The organism is Corynebacterium sp. c24Ua_83 (assembly GCF_039907245.1).
Classification (GTDB): Bacteria; Actinomycetota; Actinomycetes; order Mycobacteriales; family Mycobacteriaceae; genus Corynebacterium.
The window spans coordinates 226,429-250,141 of the sequence record NZ_JASBOI010000001.1; the positions used below are offsets into that span (position 1 = coordinate 226,429).

23 protein-coding genes are annotated in these 23,713 nt (G+C 65.0%); all 23 read left to right on the forward strand.

The annotated features are described in order from the left end of the window. Positions 1 to 53 precede the first annotated feature (53 nt). The 23 genes from QKE30_RS01045 to fmt all read left to right on the forward strand — a co-directional run bounded on the left by QKE30_RS01045 (position 54) and on the right by fmt (position 23,711). Positions 54 to 938, forward strand: a complete 885-nt coding sequence (locus tag QKE30_RS01045; RefSeq protein ID WP_347933866.1) for a shikimate dehydrogenase — start codon at positions 54 to 56, stop codon at positions 936 to 938. A gap of 100 nt (positions 939 to 1,038) precedes the next feature. After that, on the forward strand, positions 1,039 to 1,494 hold the full coding sequence (locus QKE30_RS01050; protein ID WP_347933867.1) for a prepilin peptidase: 456 nt from the start codon (positions 1,039 to 1,041) through the stop codon (positions 1,492 to 1,494). A 54-nt stretch (positions 1,495 to 1,548) separates the two neighbouring features. After that, positions 1,549 to 2,808, forward strand: coding sequence for a chorismate synthase (gene aroC, locus QKE30_RS01055; protein ID WP_297666558.1), 1,260 nt, complete (start codon positions 1,549 to 1,551; stop codon positions 2,806 to 2,808). Further along, the gene (locus QKE30_RS01060) at positions 2,805 to 3,362 is read left to right on the forward strand and encodes a shikimate kinase (RefSeq protein WP_239198548.1); all 558 of its coding nucleotides are present in this window, start codon (positions 2,805 to 2,807) and stop codon (positions 3,360 to 3,362) included. Before aroC ends, QKE30_RS01060 begins: the two co-directional genes overlap by 4 nt. Before the next feature lie 57 nt (positions 3,363 to 3,419). After that, positions 3,420 to 4,526 carry a 3-dehydroquinate synthase gene (aroB, locus tag QKE30_RS01065; RefSeq protein ID WP_347933868.1) on the forward strand — a complete coding sequence of 369 codons (1,107 nt, stop codon included), beginning with the start codon at positions 3,420 to 3,422 and terminating at the stop codon, positions 4,524 to 4,526. A 32-nt stretch (positions 4,527 to 4,558) separates the two neighbouring features. Then, positions 4,559 to 5,011: a type II 3-dehydroquinate dehydratase gene (gene aroQ / locus QKE30_RS01070; RefSeq protein ID WP_347933869.1), complete on the forward strand. Its 453-nt coding sequence runs from the start codon at positions 4,559 to 4,561 to the stop codon at positions 5,009 to 5,011. A 28-nt stretch (positions 5,012 to 5,039) separates the two neighbouring features. Further along, the gene (locus QKE30_RS01075; RefSeq protein WP_347933870.1) at positions 5,040 to 6,116 is read left to right on the forward strand and encodes an aminopeptidase P family protein; all 1,077 of its coding nucleotides are present in this window, start codon (positions 5,040 to 5,042) and stop codon (positions 6,114 to 6,116) included. A gap of 76 nt (positions 6,117 to 6,192) precedes the next feature. Then, complete coding sequence (gene efp / locus QKE30_RS01080; protein ID WP_005294892.1) at positions 6,193 to 6,756, forward strand: elongation factor P; 564 nt, start codon at positions 6,193 to 6,195, stop codon at positions 6,754 to 6,756. 21 nt (positions 6,757 to 6,777) lie between these two features. Further along, positions 6,778 to 7,395, forward strand: a complete 618-nt coding sequence (nusB, locus tag QKE30_RS01085) for a transcription antitermination factor NusB (RefSeq protein ID WP_297666555.1) — start codon at positions 6,778 to 6,780, stop codon at positions 7,393 to 7,395. A gap of 70 nt (positions 7,396 to 7,465) precedes the next feature. Continuing rightward, on the forward strand, positions 7,466 to 8,053 hold the full coding sequence (pyrR, locus tag QKE30_RS01090) for a bifunctional pyr operon transcriptional regulator/uracil phosphoribosyltransferase PyrR (protein WP_297666554.1): 588 nt from the start codon (positions 7,466 to 7,468) through the stop codon (positions 8,051 to 8,053). 3 nt (positions 8,054 to 8,056) lie between these two features. Then, entirely contained in the window at positions 8,057 to 8,992 is a 936-nt protein-coding gene (locus QKE30_RS01095; protein WP_297666553.1) for an aspartate carbamoyltransferase catalytic subunit, read from the forward strand. 45 nt (positions 8,993 to 9,037) lie between these two features. Further along, positions 9,038 to 10,399: a dihydroorotase gene (locus QKE30_RS01100; protein WP_347933918.1), complete on the forward strand. Its 1,362-nt coding sequence runs from the start codon at positions 9,038 to 9,040 to the stop codon at positions 10,397 to 10,399. A 69-nt stretch (positions 10,400 to 10,468) separates the two neighbouring features. Then, the gene (carA, locus tag QKE30_RS01105; RefSeq protein WP_239198527.1) at positions 10,469 to 11,605 is read left to right on the forward strand and encodes a glutamine-hydrolyzing carbamoyl-phosphate synthase small subunit; all 1,137 of its coding nucleotides are present in this window, start codon (positions 10,469 to 10,471) and stop codon (positions 11,603 to 11,605) included. Positions 11,606 to 11,670: 65 nt separating this feature from the next. Beyond that, positions 11,671 to 15,036: a carbamoyl-phosphate synthase large subunit gene (carB, locus tag QKE30_RS01110; protein ID WP_347933871.1), complete on the forward strand. Its 3,366-nt coding sequence runs from the start codon at positions 11,671 to 11,673 to the stop codon at positions 15,034 to 15,036. Continuing rightward, on the forward strand, positions 15,033 to 15,887 hold the full coding sequence (gene pyrF, locus QKE30_RS01115; RefSeq protein WP_347933872.1) for an orotidine-5'-phosphate decarboxylase: 855 nt from the start codon (positions 15,033 to 15,035) through the stop codon (positions 15,885 to 15,887). The genes carB and pyrF overlap by 4 nt, the downstream gene beginning before the upstream one ends. Before the next feature lie 340 nt (positions 15,888 to 16,227). Next, on the forward strand, positions 16,228 to 16,548 hold the full coding sequence (mihF, locus tag QKE30_RS01120; protein WP_005294871.1) for an integration host factor, actinobacterial type: 321 nt from the start codon (positions 16,228 to 16,230) through the stop codon (positions 16,546 to 16,548). A 2-nt stretch (positions 16,549 to 16,550) separates the two neighbouring features. Further along, positions 16,551 to 17,117 (forward strand): guanylate kinase, encoded by a 567-nt coding sequence (gene gmk / locus QKE30_RS01125; RefSeq protein ID WP_239198521.1) that lies wholly within the window; start codon positions 16,551 to 16,553, stop codon positions 17,115 to 17,117. A gap of 114 nt (positions 17,118 to 17,231) precedes the next feature. Beyond that, positions 17,232 to 17,513, forward strand: a complete 282-nt coding sequence (gene rpoZ, locus QKE30_RS01130; protein WP_034988049.1) for a DNA-directed RNA polymerase subunit omega — start codon at positions 17,232 to 17,234, stop codon at positions 17,511 to 17,513. Between the two features lie 20 nt (positions 17,514 to 17,533). After that, complete coding sequence (coaBC, locus tag QKE30_RS01135; protein WP_347933873.1) at positions 17,534 to 18,790, forward strand: bifunctional phosphopantothenoylcysteine decarboxylase/phosphopantothenate--cysteine ligase CoaBC; 1,257 nt, start codon at positions 17,534 to 17,536, stop codon at positions 18,788 to 18,790. Between the two features lie 93 nt (positions 18,791 to 18,883). Beyond that, positions 18,884 to 20,128, forward strand: coding sequence for a methionine adenosyltransferase (gene metK, locus QKE30_RS01140; RefSeq protein WP_347933874.1), 1,245 nt, complete (start codon positions 18,884 to 18,886; stop codon positions 20,126 to 20,128). Positions 20,129 to 20,149: 21 nt separating this feature from the next. Then, the gene (locus QKE30_RS01145) at positions 20,150 to 22,213 is read left to right on the forward strand and encodes a primosomal protein N' (protein WP_347933875.1); all 2,064 of its coding nucleotides are present in this window, start codon (positions 20,150 to 20,152) and stop codon (positions 22,211 to 22,213) included. 11 nt (positions 22,214 to 22,224) lie between these two features. Beyond that, positions 22,225 to 22,731 carry a peptide deformylase gene (gene def / locus QKE30_RS01150; RefSeq protein WP_347933876.1) on the forward strand — a complete coding sequence of 169 codons (507 nt, stop codon included), beginning with the start codon at positions 22,225 to 22,227 and terminating at the stop codon, positions 22,729 to 22,731. Beyond that, entirely contained in the window at positions 22,728 to 23,711 is a 984-nt protein-coding gene (fmt, locus tag QKE30_RS01155) for a methionyl-tRNA formyltransferase (protein ID WP_347933877.1), read from the forward strand. Before def ends, fmt begins: the two co-directional genes overlap by 4 nt. Positions 23,712 to 23,713: the final 2 nt, after the last annotated feature.

A 23,713-nucleotide genomic window follows, 5' to 3' on the forward strand; every position in this document is an offset into this window, starting at 1 on the left:
CTAAAACTAGCCGAGACTCAAGAGCAATCTTCATAAGCAAAGGGTGAATCTGTATGTCCGCCGCAGGCCACGTGCTGTCGGTAGATGAGTTCCTGGAGACGCCCGGTATGCGCTGCGCGGTGCTGGGCAGCCCGATCGAGCACTCGCTGTCCCCGCAGCTGCACAGCGCCGGGTACGGCGCGCTGGGGCTGGAGATGGATTATTACCGCGTGGAGGCGGGGGAATCGCGCGATATTCGCCGCCTGTTGAGCGAGTCCGGCGATCAGGTCCGCGGCTTCTCCGTGACGATGCCCGGCAAGCAGGCGGCCTTGGAGTTGGCGGATTTGGCGACGAACCGTGCCCAGGAGATCGGCTCCGCCAACACGTTGGTGCCGCAGGGCGATGGCCAGTGGCTGGCCGACAATACGGACGTGGACGGTGTGACCCGCTGCCTGGAGCACCTCTACGACGGGGACACTTCCGCTCTGCAGGGTGCCAAAGCGGTGATCGTCGGCAACGGAGGCACTGCCCGCCCGGCCGTTGCAGCACTGGCGGCAGCCGGGGTCACCGAGATGACGGTACTGGCGCGTTCCGAGCGCGCCCTGAACCTGCAGGCCGTGGTGGAAACTATGGGCATGGAGTTTTCCTGGTCCCGCTTCGAGGAGGCCGACATCGCTGGGATCTGCGCCGATGCCGCCGCCGTGATCTCCACGATCCCAGCCCATGCCGCCGAGGAGCTGGCCGAGGGGCTGTGCGCGGCCGCGGGCATCGTGGACGTGATATACGATCCCTATCCCACGCCGCTGCTTTCCGCGGCCAAGGCGAAGTCGATCCCGCACGCCGACGGTCTGCGCATGCTGGCGGGCCAGGCTGAGGAACAGTTCCGCCTGTTCACGGGCCACCCGGCTCCGGAGGGGCTGATGCTGGATACCGTGCTGCGAGCCAAGGGGCAAGCCTAGTTTCTCGCCCTTGTGGATAACTTTTCGCTATCCACAGGCCGGACTTTCTCGAGGCCGTGCGCACGGGGTCTGTCCGCGCGCCTGGCTATTCTTCCGAAGCGTGAATGCATTCCAGCTTCTTTCCTGGTGGCCGCTGCTGCCTTTCGTGCCGTGGGGTATCGCCCTTTTTATTATTGACGCCCGCACCTCCCGCCTTCCGAACCATTTGACTCTTCCCGCCATACCCGCTGCCGGGTTCGTGTCCGTGCTCATCCCCGGGGCGAACGGCTGGGCTCTGCTCGGCGGGGTAGCCTGGTGGGCGGTGGCCTTCGGGCTTCCGCTGCTGCACCCTCGGCTGGCCGCCGGTGGTGGGGATGCAAAGCTCGCGCTTACGACGGGAACACTGGCCGCTATCGTCACTCCTTTGGGCGCCCTGGCCGCGATGGGTTTGAGCGGTGTGTTGCACTGCTTCCTTAGCGGTGGGCAAAGAGAAGGCGGCGATAGGGCCAGCCCCCACGGCCCGGCGATGTTGGTGGCGACGGGGGCGGTGGTGGTGGCGTCATTAATCCTCCGTTAATAATCCGGGACGTCATTGAAGCTAAGGCTGCATATGGCCTGTATCATGCTCTTTATGCTTCGTTGGACTACTGCAGGTGAATCGCACGGCCAGGCCCTTATTTCGATGATCGAGAACCTCCCGGCCGGTTTGTCGGTAACTCGGGAAGATGTTTCTTATCAGCTGGCCCGCCGCCGTCTGGGATACGGTCGCGGAGCGCGCATGAAGTTTGAGGCTGACGAGGTGACTTTTGTCGGTGGTGTGCGCCACGGCAAGACCCTCGGCAGCCCGGTTGCCGTCATGATCGGTAATACCGAATGGCCGAAGTGGACGACGATCATGTCCGCAGACCCGATCGACGAGTCCGATCCGGAGATCGCAAAGGAGATGGCCAGTGGTCGCGGTGCGAAGCTGACCCGCCCGCGACCGGGTCACGCCGATTTCTCTGGCATGGTGAAGTACGACCACGAGGAGGCACGCCCCATTCTGGAGCGTTCCTCCGCCCGCGAGACTGCCGCCCGCGTGGCCGCCGGTACTTTTGCCCGCGCCCTGCTGCGCGAGGTGCTGGGTGTGGAGGTGCTCTCGCACGTCATCAGCATTGGCCGCTCGGAGCCCTACGAGGGGCCGAGCCCGGAGTTCTCCGACCTTGAAGGCATCGACGCTTCACCGGTGCGCGCCTTCGATTCCGCAGCGGAAGAATCCATGATCGACGAGATCAAGGCCGCCAAGAAGTCCGGCGATACTCTCGGCGGCATCGTCGAGGTCGTTGTTAAGGGCCTGCCGATCGGCCTGGGCTCCCACATTTCCGGTGACGAGCGCCTGGATGCCCAGCTGGCCGCCGCCCTCATGGGTATTCAGGCGATCAAGGGCGTGGAGATCGGCGATGGGTTCGAGGAGGCCCGCCGCCGTGGCTCCGAGGCGCACGACGAGATGGAGGCAGCTGCTGGCGGTGGCGTACACCGCCTGAGCAACCGTGCCGGCGGCTTGGAAGGCGGCATGACCAACGGCGAGGAGCTTCGCGTCCGCGCCGCCATGAAGCCGATCAGCACAGTCCCGCGCGCGCTGAAGACCGTGGATATGGCCACTGGCGAGGCCGCCACGGGCATCCACCAGCGTTCCGACGTGTGCGCAGTGCCGGCTGCCGGTGTGGTGGCCGAGACCATGGTCGCCCTGGTGCTGGCCCGCGCCGTACTGAAGAAGTTCGGCGGCGACTCCGTGGAGGAGACTAAGCGCAACGTGCAGTCCTACCTGGAATACGTAGATACCCGCCTCGACTGGTCCGCTGACGCCAGCGACGTGGCCGACGGGGAAGTGGCGGACGGAGAAATCCGATGAGCCCCCGCGCGGTACTGGTGGGGCTTCCGGGCTCCGGTAAGACGACCATCGGTAAGCGCCTGGCCAACGCGCTAAACCTGCAGCTCGTGGACACCGACCACATGCTCGAGGAGAAGCTCGGCAAGACCTGCAACCAGATCATGGGCGAGCTCGGGGAGCCGGGTTTTCGCGAACAAGAGGCCATCGTGGTGGCTGAAGCCCTGCAGACCGACGGAATCGTCTCCCTCGGGGGCGGGGCAGTGGTCACCGAAAGCACCCGAAAGCTGCTCGCCGACCACACGGTGGTGTACCTCAACGTCTCCATCGACGAGGGCGTGCGGCGCACGTCCGGCTCTAACACCCGCCCACTGCTGAACGTCGCCGACCCGCGTGGCAAGTACGCGCAGCTTTTTGCGCAGCGGTCGGCGTACTACGAGGAAGTCTCCAACTTTATGGTGCGCTGCGACGGCAAGGAGCCCCGCCGCGTGGTCACCGACATTCTGATGTTCATCGAAGAAGTGCGCCTGGAGCGGCTCAACGAGCGCGATGCTTCCCACCCAACCCGGACCATTTAGTCCGGGTCCAATATTCCGGCCCCGTAATCAGAACTCACATAAGGATCCTCTCCAACCATGACCAACACACAGCCCGCAGACTTTCAGCAGCAGCGCATTAAGGTGGCCTCCCAGTCGCCCTACGAAGTGGTCATCGACCGGGGCATCGACTTCGCCACCGAGGAGATCCTGAAGGCCGCGGGAACCACGGCCAACTACCTGATCATTCACCAGCCCGCACTCGCAGACCGCGCCGCCGAGCTGTCCCAGCGCCTGACCGATGCCAGCTACGCCGCGCACACCCACCAGATCGAGGACGCAGAGTCGGCGAAGACGGCGCAGTCCGCCGCCGAGTGCTGGGATGTCTGCGCGCAAGTTGGCCTGAGCCGCGCCGATACCATCATCGGCCTGGGCGGCGGCGCCGCCACGGACCTAGCGGGCTTCATCGCCGCCACTTGGATGCGCGGGATCAAGGTCGTGCACTATCCCACCACCTTGCTGGCGATGGTGGACGCTGCAGTCGGCGGCAAGACCGGCATCAATACGCCCGCCGGCAAGAATCTGGTGGGCGCTTTCCACGAGCCCAGCGCGGTCATCGTCGACCTGGAGGTTCTGGAAACCTTGCCGGATGCAGAGATGGTCGCCGGCTCGGCAGAGATCGTCAAGGCGGGCTTCATTGCGGACACGGAGATCCTGGACATCTACGAGGCCGACCCGCAGGCCGCGCTGGATCCGCACGGCAGCTTGCCGGAGCTGATCGCCCGAGCCATCCAGGTGAAGGCCGACGTTGTGGCGGTGGACCTGAAGGAATCCAGCCTGCGCGAGATCCTCAACTACGGCCACACCTACGGCCACGCGGTCGAACACCACGAGGACTACCGCTGGCGCCACGGCCAGGCAGTTGCCGTGGGCATGATCTTCGAGGCGGAACTGGCCAAGGCGGCTGGGCTGCTGAGTGAGGCAGACGTTCGGCGTCACCGCGACATCCTTAACGCGATAGGTCTGGCGACCAGCTACGACGGCGCCGAGCTCGACGAGCTACTGGCGGCGATGGGGCGCGACAAGAAGAACAAGGGCGGCAAGATCCGTTTCGTGGTGCTCGAGCAGATCGGCAAGCCCACCCGCCTGGAAGGCCCCAGCGAGGAGCTGCTGCGCGCGGCCTACGCCGCTAGCGTGGAAGCATAAAAGGGCCGACAACCAACTAGGAGGAGACAGCGATGAATGCAGCACAGCCGCAGGCGCCGAAGGTGTGCGTGATCAACGGCCCGAACCTCAACCGCCTAGGCAAACGCCAGCCGGAAGTCTACGGCACCACCACGCTGGCCGATGTGGAGGACCTGCTGGCCCGCGAGGCGGCGTCCTTGGGCATCGAGGTAGACTTCTTCCAGTCCAACCACGAAGGCGAGCTGCTGGATCGCGTGCACCGCGCCGCCGACGAGGGAGCCGCGGTAATCATCAACCCCGGCGGCTTTACCCACACATCCGTCACGCTGCGCGACGGGCTGGCGGAGATCGCCGACGGAGCGGGCTTCGTGGAAGTTCACATCTCGAACGTGCACGCACGCGAGGAGTTCCGCCACCACAGCTACCTAAGCCCCCTGGCCAGCGGAGTGATCGCCGGCTTGGGCATCTACGGTTACGTCGCCGCCCTGCGGTTCTTCGCACAGTAGAAACTGTCGGAAGGAGAGTTGGAAGTTTATGTCTAAAGAATTTTTTGACGCCTATCGCGCCCGCCGCAACAAGGCCACCGCAAAGATCCAGGATTCTGAGCACGCAGCCTTGCTGATCAGCGACTTGAAGAATGTCCGCTACTTGACCGGCTTCTCTGGATCGAACGCGCTACTGGTAATCCGCGAGGACGGCCAGCACCTGCTACTGACGGACGGGCGCTATGACACGCAGATCCGCGTCGAGACCGGCGAGCCGGAAGACATCTCCATCGAAATCGGCGGCAAGCTGTTCGACCGTGCGGCCGAGTTTGCGGGGAAGGACTTCGCCGTGGAGCCCAGCCTGGACTACGGGCAGGCCCGGGCACTGGACAACCCGCCGGTGCTTTCCTCAGTGGTAGAGGATCTGCGCCTGGTCAAGGACGAACTGGAGATTGAGGCTCTGGCCGCGGCCGGCGAGCTGGCCGATAGCGTATGGCGCTCCTTCATCGAGGACGACGGCATCCGCGAGGGCATCACGGAGATCCAGGCGGCAGCCGAGTTGGAGTTTCAGCTGCGCACCGCCGGCGCCGACGGGCTGAGCTTCGACACGATCCTGGCCAGCGGCTTGAACGCCACTAAGCCGCACGCGGGAGTCTCCCGCGAAAGAATCGTTCCCGGCCTGGTGACCGTGGACTTCGGCGTGTACCTGGACGGCTACGCCTCCGACCAGACCCGCACGGTCTGCGTGGGCGAGCCCGACGAGCTGGCCCGCGAACTCTACGACGTGGTCTACCGCGCCCAGAAGGCCGGCGAGGCGATCCTGGCCCCGGGGGTGGCGCTGCGCAACGTGGACGCCGCCTGCCGCGACGTGATCACCGACGCCGGCTACGGGGAATTCTTCGTGCACTCCACGGGACACGGCGTGGGCCTCGACGTGCATGAAGCCCCGCGGGCAGCGGCGGGCGTCAATCCCGAAGACGAGCTAGTAGAAGGCATGACGGTAACGGTCGAACCGGGCATCTACATCCCCGGCAAGACGGGCCTGCGCATCGAGAACACGTACGTCATCACCAACGATGGGGCGCGTAGCTTCAACGTCTCGCCGACGGAACTCATCGTCGTTTAGGTTTGGGCGGCTGCTAGACTGTAGCAGCCAAAAATTTTTAATACTCGCAATCGCAATCTCAATAAGGAGACCATTCGTGGCAACCACCGCTGACTTCAAGAACGGCCTTGTGCTCAAGGTTGATGGCAAGCTGCAGCAGATCGTCGAATTCCAGCACGTCAAGCCGGGCAAGGGCCCCGCATTCGTGCGCACGAAGCTCAAGGATGTCGTCTCCGGCAAGACCATCGACAAGACCTGGAACGCAGGCGTCAAGGTGGAGACCGCTACCGTTGACCGTCGCGACATGACCTACCTGTACAACGATGGCACCAGCTTCGTTCTGATGGATGAGAAGACCTATGACCAGATCGAGCTGGCCCCGCACCTGATGGGCGACGGTGCTAAGTTCCTGCTGGAGAACACCAGCGTCCAGGTTTCCTTCCACGAGGGCGAGCCGCTGTTTGCCGAGCTGCCGGTATCCGTGGAGCTGAAGATCGAGCACACCGACCCGGGCCTGCAGGGCGACCGCTCCACCGGCGGCTCCAAGCCCGCCACCCTGGAGACCGGCGCCGAGATCCAGGTGCCGCTGTTCCTCGAGACCGGCAACGTCGTTAAGGTGGACACCCGCACGGGCGAGTACCTGTCCCGCGTAAACAACTAAGGCAGCGACTGTTTTTCACCCATGACTGAAGAACGCACAGCTGATAACAAAGCAGCTAAGGCCGCTGCCTTTAAGCGCCACGGCTCGCGCTACAAGGCGCGTCGTCGCGCCGTGGACATCTTGTTCGAGGCAGAGTTCCGCGATATCGACCCGGTGGAGATCGTCGAGGAGCGCATTTCCCTGGCTAAGGACTCGGCAAATCAGGTCAAGCCCGTACCGGAGTACACCCAGCAGATCGTGCCCGGCGTGGCTACAAATCTGGATGCGCTCGACGAGGCCATTGCGCTGCACCTGTCCAGCGACTGGCAGTTGGATCGTCTACCCGCAGTCGACCGCGCGGTGCTGCGAGTGGCGGCGTGGGAGCTGAAATTCAACGATGACGTGCCCCCGCAGGTAGCTGTGGTTGAGGGAGTTGAGCTGGCCAGCGAGTATTCCCACGATAAGGCGCCCAGCTATATCCACGCGGTGCTGGATGGCATCAATAAGGACCTGCAGCTGCAGGCGGATATGAAGATCGCCGACGCGGCCGCGGCTCAGCGAGCTGAGAATGCTGAGGGCGCTGCTGCCGACGCCGCTACAGCGAGCGATGACTTGGACGGGTTACTCGACGGAGTCGTTCAAGAGTCCGACGAAGCGTGATAGACTTCTAGTCGTCAAAAAGTAGACATCCTTTAACGGACCGCACAGAGAGGCGGGAAAGGAGGTCACGATGAACTCGACGGCTGGGGAAGCTGACGTCACCCTACTCGACGCAGATCAAGTTTCCCGTACTGTCGCGCGCATCGCGCACCAGATTATTGAAAAAACGGCGCTGGATGGAGAAGACTCCCGGCGCGTAGTTCTACTCGGCATTCCATCGGGGGGAGTGCCGCTTGCGGCCCGCCTGGCCGAAAAGATTCAGCACTTTACGGGGGTTGAAGTATTCCAGGGTTCCCTGGACATCACCCTGTATCGCGACGATTTGCGGAACACCGCCCACCGTGCGCTCAAGCCCACCAAGGTCCCCGCGGAGGGGATTGATGACGCCATCGTCGTCCTGGTCGACGACGTCCTCTACAGTGGCCGTTCCATCCGTGCCGCACTCGATGCACTCACGGACATCGGTCGGCCGTATTCCGTCCAGGTGGCGGTGCTGATTGACCGCGGTCACCGCAAACTGCCGATCCGCGCGGACTACGTGGGCAAGAACATTCCGACCGCCGCGGACGAGGACGTGACGGTGAACCTCGCGGAGCTGGACGGGGTAGACAACGTGGTGTTGACCCGCAGGCCAGGCACTGGGGAAGGAAGCAACTAAGCCATGAGGCACCTGATTAGCATTGCCGATCTGAACAAGTCTGAGATCTTAGGCCTGATGGACGAGGCCGACCGCTTCGCCGAGGCCCTCGAGGGCCGCGAGATGAAGAAGCTGCCTACGCTGCGCGGGCGCACAATCTTCACCCTGTTCTACGAGAATTCCACCCGCACCCGATCTTCTTTCGAGACCGCGGGCAAGTGGATGAGCGCGGACGTCATCAACATCTCCGCCTCCAGCTCGTCGGTGAAGAAGGGCGAGTCCCTGCGCGATACCGCGCTGACCCTGAAGGCCGTGGGTGCCGACGCGATCATCATGCGCCACCCGTCTTCCGGCGCGGCTCGGCAGGTAGCCGGTTGGTTGGACGATACGGCCATCATTAACGCAGGTGACGGTTCCAACCAGCACCCCACCCAGGCTCTTTTGGACGCCACCACGATGCGCAACCGCATCGGGGAGATTAGCGGCACGAAGGTAGTGATTGTCGGGGATATCCTGCACTCCCGCGTGGCTCGCTCGAATGCGCAGCTGCTCACAGCCCTCGGAGCGGAGGTGGTGTTCGTGGCACCCCCGACGCTGGTGCCGCTGGGTATTGAGCACTGGGGTGCGGAACCGGACAGCGTGCGCGTGAGCTACGACTTCGACAGCGAGATCGCCGACGCGGACGTGGTGATGATGCTGCGTGTGCAGGCCGAGCGCATGCACGGCGGTTTCTTCCCCTCGCACCGCGAGTACGCCACTCGCTACGGCCTTTCCCAGGCCCGCACGGAGCGTATGCAGGAGGGCGCGATCATCATGCACCCGGGGCCGATGCTGCGCGGCATGGAGATCAACTACGACGTTGCCGATGCCCCGCAGACCGTGGTGCTGAACCAGGTTACCGCGGGCGTGCACGTGCGCATGGCGGTGCTGTTCACCCTGCTAGTTGGAGAAGAGGGCTAGGCGCACATGGCACAGACGGATAAGAAGACTTTCGATGAAGGAGCTTTGACGATGACCTCCGAGTACCCGGCCACCGGCGAGCTGGCGGGCCACCCCACCGGCGCCGAGAACGCAGTGCTGCTGCGTGGCGTTTTGCTCTACGGCGAGGGGGAGAAGCAGGACGTGCTGATCCAGGACGGCGTGATCGCCGAGATCGGCGCGGACCTGGCTAGCTCTGCACCGCTGGGCGTGGAGGTGCTGGACCTGGACGGCCAGGTGCTGCTTCCTGGCCTGGTAGACATGCACGTTCACCTGCGCGAGCCGGGTCGCGAGGATACCGAGACCATTGCCACCGGCTCCGCGGCCGCCGCCCAGGGCGGCTTCACGGCCGTGTTCACCATGGCGAACACGGCACCGGTCACGGACAACCCCGCCATCGCGGAGATGGTGTGGTTCAAGGGCCAGAACACGAACCTGTGCGACGTGCACCCGATCGGCTCGATCTCCAAGGGGCTGGAGGGCAAGGAGCTCACGGAACTCGGCATGATGGCCGATTCCGACGCGAAGGTGCGCATGTTCTCCGACGACGGCAAGTGTGTCGACGACCCCCGCCTTATGCGCCGCGCCATCGAATACTCCAAGGGTATGGACGTGCTACTGGCCCAGCACTGCGAGGAGCCCCGCCTGACTGAGGGCGCCGTGGCCCACGAGGGCGAGACCGCCGCCCGCCTGGGCCTGGGTGGCTGGCCGCGCGTGGCCGAGGAATCCATCGTCGCCCGCGATGCCATCATGGCCCGCGACTATGGCGGCCGCCTGCATATCTGCCACGCCTCCACGGAAGGCACCGTGGAACTGCTGCGCTGGGCCAAGGCCCAGGACATTCCGCTCTCCGCGGAAGTCACCCCGCACCACCTACTGCTCACCGACGCGCGGCTGGAGACCTACGACGGCGTGAATCGCGTGAACCCGCCACTGCGCGAGCAGCGCGACGTGGAGGCCCTACGCGCCGCCCTGATCGACGGCACTGTCGACTGCGTGGCCACCGATCACGCCCCGCACGGCTCCGAGGACAAGTGCTGCGAGTTCGACCAGGCTCGTCCCGGCATGCTGGGCATCGAGACCTCGCTGGCGCTGATCGCCAAGATCTTCGTCATCGACGGCGACGAGGACTGGCGCTTCGTCGCCAAGGTGATGTCCGAGCGCCCGGCGGAGATCACCAAGCTGCCCGGCCACGGCCGCCCGATCGCGGTAGGGGAGCCGGCGAACCTGTGCGCGGTGGACATGAACCAGAAGTGGACGGCGCACGGCAAGGACATGGCCTCCAAGGCCAACAACACCCCGTACGAGGGAATGGAAATGCCGGTCAAGGTGACCACCACGCTGTTGCGAGGCAAGGTGACCTGCAAGAACGGCTCAGCAGTGAACTAAGTACCCACGAGTGGGCGTCAATACAAAAGAACCAAACACAACAGCTAAGAGTTAAAGGAAACAAGCACAATGAGCTACACGCCAGCAGCACTGGTTCTCGCCGACGGGAAGATCTTCCGCGGCCGCGCATTCGGCGCGACGGGCCGCACCCTGGGCGAGGCAGTATTCACCACCGCAATGACCGGCTACCAGGAGACCATGACCGACCCCTCCTACCACCGTCAGATCGTGGTGGCGACCGCCCCGCAGATCGGCAACACGGGCTGGAACGACGAGGATTCCGAGTCCCGCGGCGACAAGATCTGGGTCGCCGGCCTGGTTATCCGCGACCTGTCCCGCTCCGTGAGCAACTGGCGCGCCGACCGCAGCCTGACTGACGAGATGGAGACCCAGGGCATTATCGGCATCCAGAACGTCGACACCCGCGCCATCGTGCGCCACCTGCGCGACAAGGGCTCCGTCGCCGCGGGAATCTTTAGCGGTGACGCCCTCACCTCCGACGAGGACATGCTCAGCCAGGTGCAGGCTCAGCCGTCCATGGCGGGTGCGGACCTGTCGGCGGACGTCAGCACCGACGAGCTGTACGTGGTGGAACCGGAGGGGGAGACCAAGTACACCGTCATTGCCTACGACATGGGCATTAAGACGAACACCCCGCGGGAGTTCTCCAAGCGCGGCGTACGCAGCGTGGTCGTGCCCTCCAACACCAGCTTCGAAGAGGTGCAGAAGCTGATGGCCGAGTACAACGCCACGGGCGTGTTCATCTCCAACGGCCCGGGCGACCCAGCGACGGCCGACGCGACGGTGGAGGAGCTGAAGAAGATCCTGGCGGCCAAGATTCCTTTCTTCGGCATCTGCTTCGGCAACCAGCTGCTCGGCCGCGCTCTGGGCATGGAGACCTACAAGCTGAAGTTCGGCCACCGTGGTACCAACGTGCCGGTGCTAGATCACCAGACCGGCCGGATCGACATCACCGCGCAGAACCACGGCTTCGCCCTGAAGGGCAAGGCGCTGGAGAAGTTCGACACCCCGTTCGGCGAGGCGCAGGTGACGCACACTTGCCTGAACGACGACGTCGTCGAGGGCGTGGCACTGCTGGACGGCAGCGCATTCTCCGTCCAATACCACCCAGAATCTGCAGCCGGCCCGCACGACGCAAACCCACTTTTCGATAAGTTCTTCGCGAACCTCGAGAAGAACAGCTAACGCAACAGAGCCAAGTTAAGCAACAGCCAGCAACAGCTAGTAACACCGAATTAAAGGGAAAACCAATGCCACGTCGCGAAGACATCAACCACGTACTCGTCATCGGCTCCGGCCCGATCGTCATCGGCCAGGCCTGCGAGTTCGACTACTCCGGCACCCAGGCCTGCCGCGTGCTCAAGGAAGAGGGCCTGCGCGTTACGCTGATCAACTCGAACCCAGCGACCATCATGACCGACCCGGAGTTCGCCGATAACACCTACATCGAGCCGATCGCCCCGAAGTACATCGAGAAAATCTTCCAGGAGCAGCAGGCCGCCGGCCACAAGGTCGACGCAGTCCTGGCCACTCTGGGCGGCCAGACCGCACTGAACGCTGCGATCCAGCTGGATCGCCTGGGCATCCTCGACAAGTACGGCGTGGAGCTGATCGGTGCGGACATCGACGCCATCGAGCGCGGCGAGGACCGCCAGAAGTTCAAGGACATCGTGGCGAAGATCGGCGGCGATTCCGCCCGCTCCCGCGTGTGCCACAACATGGACGAGGTCCACGAGACCGTCGCCGAGCTGGGTCTGCCAGTCGTCGTTCGCCCGTCGTTCACAATGGGTGGCCTGGGCTCCGGCCTGGCCTTCAACGAAAAGGACCTGGAGCGCATCGCCGGCGGCGGCCTGGCTGCCTCCCCGGAGGCCAACGTTCTGATCGAGGAGTCCATCCTCGGCTGGAAAGAGTTCGAGCTAGAGCTGATGCGCGACGGCAAGGACAATGTCGTGATCGTCTGCTCCATCGAGAACGTGGATGCGCTGGGCGTGCACACCGGTGACTCCATGACCGTCGCCCCGAGCATGACCCTGACCGACCGCGAGTACCAGGTGATGCGCGACCAGGGCATCGCCATCCTGCGCGAGGTCGGCGTGGATACCGGCGGCTGTAACATCCAGTTCGCCGTGAATCCGAAGGACGGGCGCATCATCACCATCGAGATGAACCCGCGCGTGTCCCGTTCCTCCGCCCTGGCCTCCAAGGCCACCGGCTTTCCGATCGCGAAGCTGGCCGCCAAGTTGGCCATCGGCTACACCCTGGACGAGGTCCGCAACGACATCACCGAGGTCACCCCGGCCGCCTTCGAGCCGACCCTGGACTACGTGATCGTCAAGGCCCCGCGCTTCGCCTTCGAGAAATTCCCCGGCGCCGACGACACGCTGACCACCACCATGAAGTCCGTCGGCGAGGCCATGGCCGTCGGCCGCAACTACATCACGGGCCTGAACAAGGTCATGCGTTCCCTGGAAACCAAGCAGGCCGGCTTCTGGACTGTTCCGGACGAGGAGTTCGCCGGCGAACGCGCCACCGACAAGCAGGCCGTGCTGGAGGACCTGAAGCGCCCGACCGAGGGCCGCATGTACGACGTGGAGCTGGCCCTGCGCCTCGGCGCCACCGTCGAGGTGGTCTACGCGGCCTCCGGCATTGACCCCTGGTTCCTGCATGAGCTCGCCGGTCTGGTGGAGTTCCGCAGTCGTCTTATCGACGCCCCAGTCTTGGACGTCGACCTTCTCCGCGAAGCGAAGTACATGGGTCTGTCGGATAAGCAGATTGCAGCGCTGCGCCCGGAGCTGGCGGGCGAGGACGGCGTGCGCGCACTGCGCTGGGCCCAGGGCATCCGCCCGGTATTCAAGACCGTGGACACCTGCGCCGCTGAGTTCGAGGCGAAGACCCCGTACCACTACAGCTCCTACGAGCTGGATCCGGCCGCCGAATCCGAGGTTGCCCCGCAGCCGGACAAGCAGAAGGTGCTGATCCTGGGCTCCGGCCCGAACCGCATTGGCCAGGGCATCGAGTTCGACTACTCCTGCGTGCACGCCGCCCTGGAGCTGTCTCGCGTGGGCTATGAGACCGTCATGGTCAACTGCAACCCGGAGACCGTCTCCACGGACTACGACACCGCCGACCGCCTGTACTTCGAGCCACTGACCTTCGAGGACGTCATGGAGGTCTACCACGCAGAGGCCGAGTCCGGCGAGATCGCAGGCGTGATCGTGCAGCTGGGTGGCCAGACCCCGCTGGGCCTGGCGCAGCGTCTGGCAGACGCTGGCGTGCCGGTCGTTGGCACCTCCCCGGAGGCCATCAACCTGGCCGAGGATCGTGGCGAGTTTGGCAAGGTGCTGGAGCAGGCTGCCCTGCCGGCCCCGGAGTTCGGCACCGCCACTAGCGTGGAGGAGGCACACGACGTGGCCGCCCGCATCGGCTTCCCGGTGCTGGTTCGCCCGTCCTACGTGCTGGGCGGACGCGGCATGGAGATCGTCTACGACGACGAGAGCCTGTCCAACTACATCCAGCGCGCCACTGAGATCACCAACGACCACCCGGTTCTGGTGGACCGCTTCCTGGACTCTGCCATCGAGATCGACGTGGACGCCCTGTGCGACGGCGAGCACGTGTACCTGGCCGGCGTGATGGAGCACATCGAGGAGGCCGGCATCCACTCCGGCGACTCCGCCTGTGCGATCCCGCCGATGACCCTGGGCGCGGAGGACATCGACAAGGTGCGCAAGGCCACCGCCAAGCTGGCTCACGGCATCGGCGTGAAGGGTCTGATGAATGTTCAGTTCGCGCTGAAGGACGACATCCTCTACGTCATCGAGGCCAACCCGCGCGCCTCCCGCACCGTGCCCTTCGTCTCAAAGGCCACGGGCGTGCAGCTGTCCAAGGCGGCCGCGCGCATCATGCTGGGCACCAGCATCCCGGACCTGATCGAGGAGGGCATCCTGCCGCACGACCGCGACGGCGGCTCCCTGCCGCAGGGCCACCCCATCGCCGTGAAGGAAGCCGTGATGCCCTTCAACCGCTTCCGCAGCCCGGAGGGCCACGTGCTGGACTCCTTGCTGAGCCCGGAGATGAAGTCCACCGGTGAGGTCATGGGCCTGGACGACGACTTCGGCACCGCCTTCGCAAAGTCCCAGGAAGCCACCGGCGACCTGCCGACCGAGGGCACCGTCTTCGTCTCGGTGGCCAACCGCGACAAGCGCACGGTGCTCCTGCCAATCCAGCGCCTGTACTCGCTGGGCTTCAAGATCCTGGCCACCCAGGGCACCGCCGCCATGCTGCGCCGCAACGGCGTGGAGTGCGAGGTCGTGGCCAAGATCTCCGACGAGCGCCGCGCCGCCGCGGAGAACACCCCGCTGGTCGATGCTAACGGCGAGCCACTGCGCACCGTGGGCGACTGGATCAAGGACGGCGACGTCGACCTGATCCTGAACACGCCGGCGGGCTCCGCCGGGGCGCGTCACGATGGTTACGACATCCGCTCTGCTGCGGTGAACATGGGCGTGCCGTGCGTGACCACCGTCCAGGGAGCCGTGGCAGCCGTCCAGGGTATCGAGGCCCTGCAGGGCGCCGAGCCGACCGTGCGTGCCATTCAGGAGGTCGATCACTCGTGACCACGAGTGCGAGCTCGGTAGGCCGCCCAACCTTCGGCGAGCGCTTCCTGGAGCGTTCCCAGGACCACGGGCAGCTCTGTGTGGGCATGGATCCGCACGTGGGCATCCTGGAAGACTGGGGCTTAAAGGCCGACGTGGCCGGACTGGAGGCCTTCAGCAAGACCTGCGTGGAGGCCTTCGCGGACGTCGCCTGTGCGGTCAAGCCCCAGGTGGCCTTCTACGAGCAGTTCGGCTCGGCCGGTTTGGCCGTGCTGGAGCGATCGATCGCGGAGCTGCGGAAGGCCGGGGTGTTGGCTATTGCCGACGCCAAACGGGGCGACATTGGCTCGACCATGGCCGGGTACGCACGGGCGTGGTTGGATCCGGATTCCCCGCTGTGCAGCGACGCTGTGACCGTATCCCCGTGGTTGGGCTTCGACTCCCTGCGCCCCGTTATCGACTTGGGTGAGCAGCACGGCAGGGGAGTGATCGTCCTGGCCGCCACATCTAACCCGGAGGCGCGGGGTCTGCAACGCTCCTGCTTTGACGGCACAGACACTAACTTGGCCCAGTACATTGTGGACCGCGTGGCCGCGGAAAACTCCCAGCATCCTGGGGCTGGCAACCTCGGCGTAGTCGTAGGCGCGACTCTGGCGGAGCCACCGCGCTTGGACGAGGTGGGCGGCATGGTTCTGATGCCGGGAGTCGGCGCCCAGGGAGGCACCATGGACGATGTGCGACGTATCGCTGGGGGAGACCAGACGGCGTCACTAGTATCGCCCAACGTTTCCCGCGGCGTACTGCGCGCAGGGCCTGAGGTTGCGGATCTGCGCAACGCCGTGGCCGAGCAGGCGGCAACGCTACGGCTCTAGAGCTGTGGCTTTCGGTCCCGTTGTTCTGATGGCCATAATCGGCCATTAGCAGGGGCTTTTGCTACTCGTCATGGATTCAGGTGTTACACTGATACACATTGTTTGAAAGCTGCTCGCGTAGCGCCCCGCCTGCACATATAGGCGGTTCGGGTGAAGCGTGTACAGTAGTCGAGAACATGAGTCCGAAAAATGAATCTCGGTGTGTCAGCTTGGCATTTTCCACCGAGAGGATTTAATATCCAGCGTTGCTTGGAATACCGTTTGGGCTCTACAGCATGCTGGTTATAGACCAGAAAAACTTTCCATCCTTTAAGACGAGAAAAATTTAACGGAGGCACCCGTGGCACTTCCCCAGTTGACCGATGAGCAGCGCGCAGCAGCGCTGAAGAAGGCAGCCGAGGCACGCAAGGCACGCGCAGAACTGCGCGAGAAGCTGAAGCGTGGCGGCACCGACCTGAAGCAGGTCCTGAAGGACGCCGAGACCGACGAGACCCTGGGCAAGATGAAGGTTTCCGCCCTGCTGGTTTCCCTGCCGAAGGTTGGCAAGGTGAAGGCCAAGGAGATCATGGAGCAGCTTGAGATCGCCGAGACCCGTCGCATCCGCGGCCTGGGTGACCGTCAGCGCCGTGCGCTGCTGGAGCACTTCGGTTTCGAGGAATAGTCTTGAGCCAGGACCTGAATAGCGGACGGATCGTCGTACTGGCGGGCCCTTCTGCGGTGGGTAAGTCCACTGTTGTGCGGCGCCTGCGCACCGACGTTCCGGACCTGTTTTTCAGTGTGTCCATGACGACCCGCGGCCCGCGACCTGGCGAAGTCGATGGCGAGGACTACATCTACGTCACCCGCGAACAGTTCGAACAGAACATTGCGGCAGACAAGATGCTCGAATGGGCGGAGATCCACGGAGGCCTACAGCTTTCCGGCACGCCGCGCGAACCCATCGAAAAGGCGCTGGCTGAATCCCGTCCGGTACTCGTCGAGGTAGACCTCGAGGGCGCGCGCAACGTCAAGAAGATGCTGCCCCAGGTGCAGACCGTCTTCCTGGCTCCGCCGTCGTGGGAGGTACTGGTTGACCGTCTGACCGGTCGCGGAACCGAGACGCAGGACGTCATAGAGCGCCGCCTGCAGACCGCGAAGGTCGAGATGGCCTCGCAGTCCGAGTTTGATCACGTGGTTGTGAACGACGACGTGGATCAGGCTGTGGCAGCCATCAGCGAGATCCTTCGCTAGCTGGCCGCAGAGGGAACAATACAGCCCATAAGCTCCAGTGACGCACACTCCAGTCCCGCGCTTTGAAGAACTAAATAAATAATCAAACAACCCACCAAAGAAAAGGTGAATACCGTGGAAAACCAGGACGTGAATGCGAACGATAGCGTGTTCGATCCTCCTGTAGGCATCACCAATCCACCGATCGACGAGCTGCTGACGAAGGTCTCCTCCAAGTACGCCTTGGTCATCTTCGCCGCTAAGCGCGCACGTCAGATCAACGACTACTTCCAGACGGTCGACGAGGGCGTCTTCGAGTTCGTCGGACCTCTGGTGACCCCGGATGTTCACGAGAAGCCGCTGTCCATCGCCCTGCGCGAGATTAACCGGGATCTGTTGGAACACACCGAGGGTTAAACCAGCTAGGCTGATTCGTTGTGAACGTTGCATCAGCTGAATTGAACACCAAGCCGCTCCGCGTCGTCATCGGCGTAGGGGGCGGCATTGCTGCGTATAAGGCCGCTCATCTGGTCCGCTACTTCACCGAGCGCGGCCACCAGGTGCGGGTGATTCCCACCCGCTCTGCACTGAACTTCGTGGGTGCCGCCACCTTCGAGGCTCTCTCGGGCCAGCCGGTGGCCACCGATGTTTTTGACGCCGTGGACAAGGTGCAACACGTCCGCCTGGGGCAGGAGGCTGACCTGATCGTCGTGGCTCCGGCCACCGCGGACCTGATGGCGCGGATCGCCCATGGTCGCGCTGATGACCTGCTGACCGCCAGCTGCCTGGTCGCCACGTGCCCCGTGGTGCTGGCACCCGCGATGCACACCGAGATGTGGCTGAACCCGGCGACCGTGGACAACGTCGCCACGCTGCGCCGTCACGGCCTAACGGTGCTGGACCCCGCCCACGGGCGGTTGACGGGTACGGATACCGGTGCGGGGCGCCTGCCGGAACCGGAGCAGATTGGCGAGCTGGCGCTCACCGTCCTAGCAGACCGCGAGGCCTTCACCCGCGACCTGGAGGGCAAGAAGGTCGTCATCAGTGCCGGTGGTACGCACGAGCCCCTGGATCCCGTTCGCTACCTCGGCAACGCCTCTTCCGGCCGCCAGGGCTACGCGCTAGCGGAGGTTGCCGCCCAGCGCGGCGCCGAGGTCACCCTGGTGGCCGGTGTCACCGAGAATCTGCCCACTCCCATCGGCGCTGAGGTGGTGCGGGTGAAGACCGCCCGCGAGATGCAGCAGGCCGTCATGGAGCACGCGCCAACCGCCGACGTCGTGGTCATGGCCGCGGCTGTGGCCGACTACCGTCCCGCAGAGGTGGCGGGGTCGAAGATGAAGAAAGGCTCGGAGGCCGACCTGTCCACCATCCAGCTGACCGAGAACCCGGACATCCTCGCGGGCGTGGTTGAGGCGCGCAGGCGGGGAGACGTGGCGTCCACAACAAAGATCGTGGGCTTCGCGGCAGAAACCGGCGACGAAAACAGCACCCCGCTCGACTTCGCCCGCAAGAAGCTCGAGAAAAAGGGCTGCGACATGCTGATGTGCAACGCAGTGGGCGACGGCAAGGTCTTCGGCCAGCCGGATAGCTCGGGCTGGATCCTGCGCCCGGACGGTGAGGTCATCGACGTGCCGCAGGGGCCAAAGACTGGGGTCGCTGCCGCTATCTGGAAGGCCGTGTGCGAGACTCTCTAGGCAGCTACGTGACAAATACAGACAGCTTGGTCTAGTATGTGTCCATTGACTTAAAAGTCTTCAGTAATTCAAACGTATAAAAGGAAGATCCACGTGTCTTTGCGCCTGTTTAGTAGCGAGTCCGTCACCGAAGGGCACCCCGACAAGATCTGCGACGCGATCTCCGACAAGATTCTCGATGCGCTGATTGCCAAGGACCCCGAGGCGCGCGTGGCCGTTGAGACCGTCGTGACCACCGGCCTGGTGCACGTCGTCGGCGAGATTCGCACCACCACCTACGTAGAGATCCCCGCGCTGGTGCGCAAGACCCTGCTGGAGATCGGCTTCAACAGCTCCGACATGGGCTTCGACGGCTCCACCTGTGGTGTCAGCGTGGCCATCGGCGAGCAGTCCCAGGAGATCGCCCAGGGTGTCGATACCGCCCTCGAGCACCGCTCGCACGACGCGGAAGGCGGGACGGAGCTGGACGAGATCGACCGCCTCGGCGCCGGCGACCAGGGCCTGATGTTTGGCTACGCCACCAACGAAACCCCGGAGTACATGCCGCTGCCGATCGCGCTGGCACACCGCCTGTCCCGCCGCTTGACCGAGGTGCGCAAGAAGGGCATTGTCCCGCACCTGCGCCCCGACGGCAAGACCCAGGTGACCTTTGCCTACGACGCGGAAGGCGCCCCGGTGCGCCTGGATACCGTAGTGGTCTCCACGCAGCACGACGCGGGCATCGAGCAGGAGTGGCTGCACGAGCAGATCCGCACTCACGTCGTCCAGCACGTGCTGGACGAGGCGGGCTTGAGCGGCAACCTGGCGGACACCGACTACACGCTGCTGGTGAACCCCTCTGGCTCCTTCGTGTTGGGCGGCCCGATGGGCGACGCGGGCCTGACCGGCCGCAAGATCATCGTGGACACCTACGGCGGTATGGCCCGCCACGGTGGCGGCGCGTTCTCCGGCAAGGATCCAAGCAAGGTGGACCGCTCCGGCGCCTACGCCATGCGCTGGGTTGCCAAGAACATCGTCGCCGCCGGCCTGGCCGACCGTGCGGAGGTGCAGGTGGCCTACGCCATCGGCCGGGCGACACCGGTGGGCCTATACGTGGAGACCTTCGGCACCGAGAAGGCGCCGGTCGAGGCGATCCAGGATGCCGTTCGCCAGGTGTTCGACCTGCGCCCGGCCGCGATCCTGCAGGAGCTGGATCTGAAGCGTCCGATCTACGCCCAGACCAGCGCCTATGGCCACTTCGGCCGCACCGACTTGGACCTGCCGTGGGAGCGCACGGACCGGGTGGAGGCGCTGCAGAAGGCCGTCGCCGCCGCTCAGCAGGCCCAGCAGGCTCAGTAGTTTAAGCAGGTTTAAAGCACAGTGGACCAGCCCGTCGCCCGCGTACTGCCGATGCTCGGCGTGCCACACCTCGACCGGCTTTTCGACTACGCGGTGCCTGCAGACATGGACGCGCATGCCCAGCCGGGTGTGCGCGTCCGCGTTCGTTTCTCCGGCCGGTTGGTCGATGCGTTCGTCATCGAGCGCCGCCGCCGAAGCGACCACCCTGGCGAGTTGCGCCAGCTGGAGCGCGTGATCAGTCCCATCGAAGTGTTGCCGAAGCCCCTGTGGGAGCTCGTGAACACGCTCGCCGAGCGCTACGCGGGCGTGCGTTCGGACATCTTGCGTTCCGTCGTGCCATCCCGCCACGCTTCGGCGGAGAACGCTGGGTTGTTCGCCGACGGCGCAGCCTGGGAGGACCTCGGGGCCAAGCTCCAGTCGGTCGAGCAGGCCGCCACCGATTCCTACGCTGCCGCCGAGGAGGCTTTGGCGCCCTATACTCACGGCGCGGCGTACCTGTCCGCGCTCGTCGAGGGCAAGGCTGCGCGCGCTTGTTTATTGACGCCCCCAGGCCGCGACATCCCCACCCTCATCGCGGCCATCACCGCCGCCGTGGCCTGGAATACGCAGGGGAGCGTACTGGTGGTGACTCCCAACCAACGTCTGGTGGATCGACTGGTGGCGGGGCTGAAGGAGCACATGAACCCCGCCCAGGTGATGGAGCTAACGGCACAGGTGGGGCCGAATGCGCGCTACCGCCGCTACCTCTCAGTTCTCGCGGGCCAGGCGCGCGTGGTGGTGGGCACACGCTCTGCGGCGTTGCTGCCCGTTGTCGCGCCCCGACTGATGGTTCTAATAGGCGAGGCTGACGACAACCTGGTGGATCCTCGCGCCCCGTACATTCACGCGCGGGAGGCGCTGGCGTTGCACGCGCAGCGCACCGGGGCGGGGTTATTGATCGCCGGGGTGCATCGCTCGGCCGAGGTACAGCAGTGGGTAGATAGCAGGTTGGTGTATCCGCTGCTTCCTACGCGGGAGGTTCTGCACGATGCCATGCCGTGGATCCGCGGCCTGGGGGAGACCGATAGTGCGACGGAGCGGGAGCTTCACGCGCCCGGGGCGCGCATTCCCTCCATGGGCTTCGAGGCGCTACGCGAGTGCGTGGATAACGGCGTGCCCGCGTTGGTGCAGGTTCCACGGCGGGGATACGCGCCCGCGCTGGCGTGTGCGAAGTGCCGTACGCCCGCCCGCTGCCGGCACTGCAACGGGCCTTTGGAGTTGCCCACGAGCGCCGAGGCCGCCCCGCCGCGCTGCCGCTGGTGCGGGCTGACCGCCGGGCTGTTTACGTGTTCCGATTGCGGCAACCACAGCGTGCGACTGTCCGTGATTGGCCACGACCGGACGGTGGAGGAGCTGGGGCGGGCATTCCCCGGGGTGCCGATCATCGCCAGCGGCGGTAAGAACGTGATCGATAACGTCCGGCTGCGCAAAAGTATCGTCGTGGCCACACCCGGTGCAGAACCTACCGTGGAGGGTGGCCTGTATGGCGCCGCGATCCTGGTGGATCCGTGGATCCTGCTGGGCAGGCAGGATCTCCGCGCCGCGGAGACCGCGCTCCGGCACTGGATGGAGGCCGCCGCCCTCGTCGCCCCGCGGAGCCAGGGCGGCAAGGTGGTCTTCGCCGGGGCTGCGAACCTGCCGACGGCTCAGCAACTGATCCGCTGGGATCCCGTCGGATCTGCGCGCGGGGAGCTGGCGCACCGGGCCGAGGCCGCCTTCCCGCCCGCCTTTAGCGTGGCCGCGATCGACGGCACCACCGCTGCCATCGAAGCGCTCGAGGCGGCGTGGGACTTGCCCGAAGGCGCGGAGGCGCTGGGTCCGGTGGAGCTGCCGCCCGGCGTGCGACTGCCCGCGGGGATCGACCCTCACGACCCACAGGCCAGAAAGTCCGCACGCAGGCTGCTGGTGCGCGTGCCCGCCGACCAGCGGATAGCCCTCGGCCAGGCCCTGCGCAGCGCGCAGTCGGTGCGGACCATCCACCGGGGCTCTCGAGCTGCCCAACCGGAGGCCCTGCGGGTTGTCATGGATCCCGTGCGCATCGGTTAGGGTTAATAACCATGACCGTGCTTAACATGCGCTACTTCGGGGACCCGGTTCTCAAGACCGTGGCGGACCCCGTCAAGCCAGAACAGATCCAGGATGCCGGAACCCGGCGGCTGGTCGAGGACATGCTGGAAACCATGGATCACTACGGGGGAGTGGGCCTGGCCGCCAACCAGATCGGCATCACCCGCCGCATCTTTGTTTTCGATTGCGACGGCGACCGCGGCCACGTGATTAACCCCACCTGGGAGGCCGTGGGCGACGAAACCCAGACCGGCGGCGAGGGCTGCCTTTCCATCCCCGACGTCCACGGAGACGTCACCCGCGCCCAGCGCGTGCGCCTGCGGGGCGTGACCGTCGACGGCGAGCAGGTAGACCGCGAGGTCACGGACCTTATGGCCCGGTGCGTGCAGCACGAAACCGACCACCTGGACGGCGTTCTGTTCATTCAGCACCTCTCGGCTGAGCAGCGCCGCGAAGCAATGAAGCAGATCCGCGAATCGGAGTGGTTTAAGCAGTGAAGATCGTCTTTGCCGGAACCCCGGAACCAGCCGCCGTGGCCCTCGAGCACCTCATCGCCGATGAGCGCATCGAGGTCGTTGCGGTGGTTACCCAGCCGGACGCCAAGCGGGGCCGCGGCCGTAGCCTGCGTCCATCGAAGGTCGCGGAGGTCGCCGAGGAGGCCGCCATCCCGACCTACAAGTGGCCGAGTCTTAAGGCCGGAACCGAATCTGGTGACGAGGCCCGGGCCGTTCTGAGCGACCTCGCAGCGCAGGGGGTAACCGCAGCCGCCGTCGTAGCCTACGGAAACCTGATCCCCAAGTACATCCTCGACGTCTTTGAGCACGGCTGGGTGAACCTGCACTACTCGCTGCTCCCACGCTGGCGCGGTGCCGCGCCCGTGCAAGCCGCCCTGGCGGCGGGCGACGAGACCACTGGCGCCTCCATCTTCCGCATCGAGGAAGGCCTGGACACCGGGCCTGTCGCCGCCCAGCTGACACAGACGATCGGCCTGGAGGACACCGCCGACGACCTGCTGGCCAGCCTGACCTATGCCGGCCGGGAACTGCTGGCCGATACGCTCGTCGCCATGGACGAAGGCACGGCCGAGCTTTCCCCGCAGGAAGATTCGCAGGCCACCCACGCACCGAAGATTCACCCCGCGGACGCGCAGATTGACTGGTCTCAACCGGCCGAGGTGATCCAGCGTGTCGCCCGCGCCCACACCCCGGCACCCGGTGCGTGGACCTTGCTGGACGGCCAGCGATACAAGATCGGCTTGCTGCTGCCCGGTGACACAGCAGAGTTTGCTGGGCTTGGCGCTGGCGAAGTGGTGGCGTCACCAAAAAAGGTTTTTGTCGGCACCGGCACCGACCCGCTAGAGATCACCCGCATCCAGCCTCCGGGCAAGAAAATGATGGAAGCCGCAGCGTGGGCGCGCGGCCAGCAAGAGCTGCTGGCAGGCCGCCCGACGTTTAGCGCGCAGGAGACGGGGGAGTAGGG

Bases quoted from the DNA above. Each gene is read 5' to 3' on its own strand.
- QKE30_RS01045 (WP_347933866.1), top strand. From the start codon at position 54: ATGTCCGCCGCAGGCCACGTGCTGTCGGTAGATGAGTTCCTGGAGACG.
- aroC (WP_297666558.1), top strand. From the start codon at position 1,549: ATGCTTCGTTGGACTACTGCAGGTGAATCGCACGGCCAGGCCCTTATT.
- QKE30_RS01060 (WP_239198548.1), top strand. From the start codon at position 2,805: ATGAGCCCCCGCGCGGTACTGGTGGGGCTTCCGGGCTCCGGTAAGACG.
- aroB (WP_347933868.1), top strand. From the start codon at position 3,420: ATGACCAACACACAGCCCGCAGACTTTCAGCAGCAGCGCATTAAGGTG.
- aroQ (WP_347933869.1), top strand. From the start codon at position 4,559: ATGAATGCAGCACAGCCGCAGGCGCCGAAGGTGTGCGTGATCAACGGC.
- QKE30_RS01075 (WP_347933870.1), top strand. From the start codon at position 5,040: ATGTCTAAAGAATTTTTTGACGCCTATCGCGCCCGCCGCAACAAGGCC.
- nusB (WP_297666555.1), top strand. From the start codon at position 6,778: ATGACTGAAGAACGCACAGCTGATAACAAAGCAGCTAAGGCCGCTGCC.
- pyrR (WP_297666554.1), top strand. From the start codon at position 7,466: ATGAACTCGACGGCTGGGGAAGCTGACGTCACCCTACTCGACGCAGAT.
- QKE30_RS01095 (WP_297666553.1), top strand. From the start codon at position 8,057: ATGAGGCACCTGATTAGCATTGCCGATCTGAACAAGTCTGAGATCTTA.
- carA (WP_239198527.1), top strand. From the start codon at position 10,469: ATGAGCTACACGCCAGCAGCACTGGTTCTCGCCGACGGGAAGATCTTC.
- carB (WP_347933871.1), top strand. From the start codon at position 11,671: ATGCCACGTCGCGAAGACATCAACCACGTACTCGTCATCGGCTCCGGC.
- def (WP_347933876.1), top strand. From the start codon at position 22,225: ATGACCGTGCTTAACATGCGCTACTTCGGGGACCCGGTTCTCAAGACC.